We start from the raw sequence: 272 nt of genomic DNA, 5'->3' as shown, positions 1-272 counted from the left end.
GTTAAAGCTCAGGAAGTAGCTGAAACTCAAGCAAAAGCTAAAGCAGTGGAAGCAACTAAAGCTCGCGAAGCAGCTGAAGCTCAAGCAGAAGTTAAAGCTCAAGAAGCGGCGAAAGCTCGTGAAGCAGCTAAGGCTCAAGAAGCAGCTAAAGCTCAGGCAGATGCTGAAGCTCAAGCAGAAGCTAAAGCTCAAGAAGCGGCGAAAGCTCGTGAAGCAGCTAAAGCTCAAGCAGATGCTGAAGCTCAAGCAGCGGCTAAGGCTCAAGAAGCAGC

1 protein-coding gene is annotated in these 272 nt (G+C 49.6%); it reads left to right on the top strand.

The window, feature by feature from the left end; genetic code table 11:
* Window positions 1-45: 45 nt before the first annotated feature.
* Window positions 46-272, top strand: a 227-nt coding sequence (locus MR170_RS31555) for a hypothetical protein (protein WP_242310738.1), incomplete at its 3' end; no start/stop codon positions are given.

Source organism: Bacillus cereus group sp. BfR-BA-01524 (assembly GCF_022662595.1).
In the GTDB taxonomy this organism is placed as follows: Bacteria; Bacillota; Bacilli; order Bacillales; family Bacillaceae_G; genus Bacillus_A; species Bacillus_A thuringiensis_S.
This window is presented reverse-complemented; position numbering and strand designations above follow the sequence as displayed.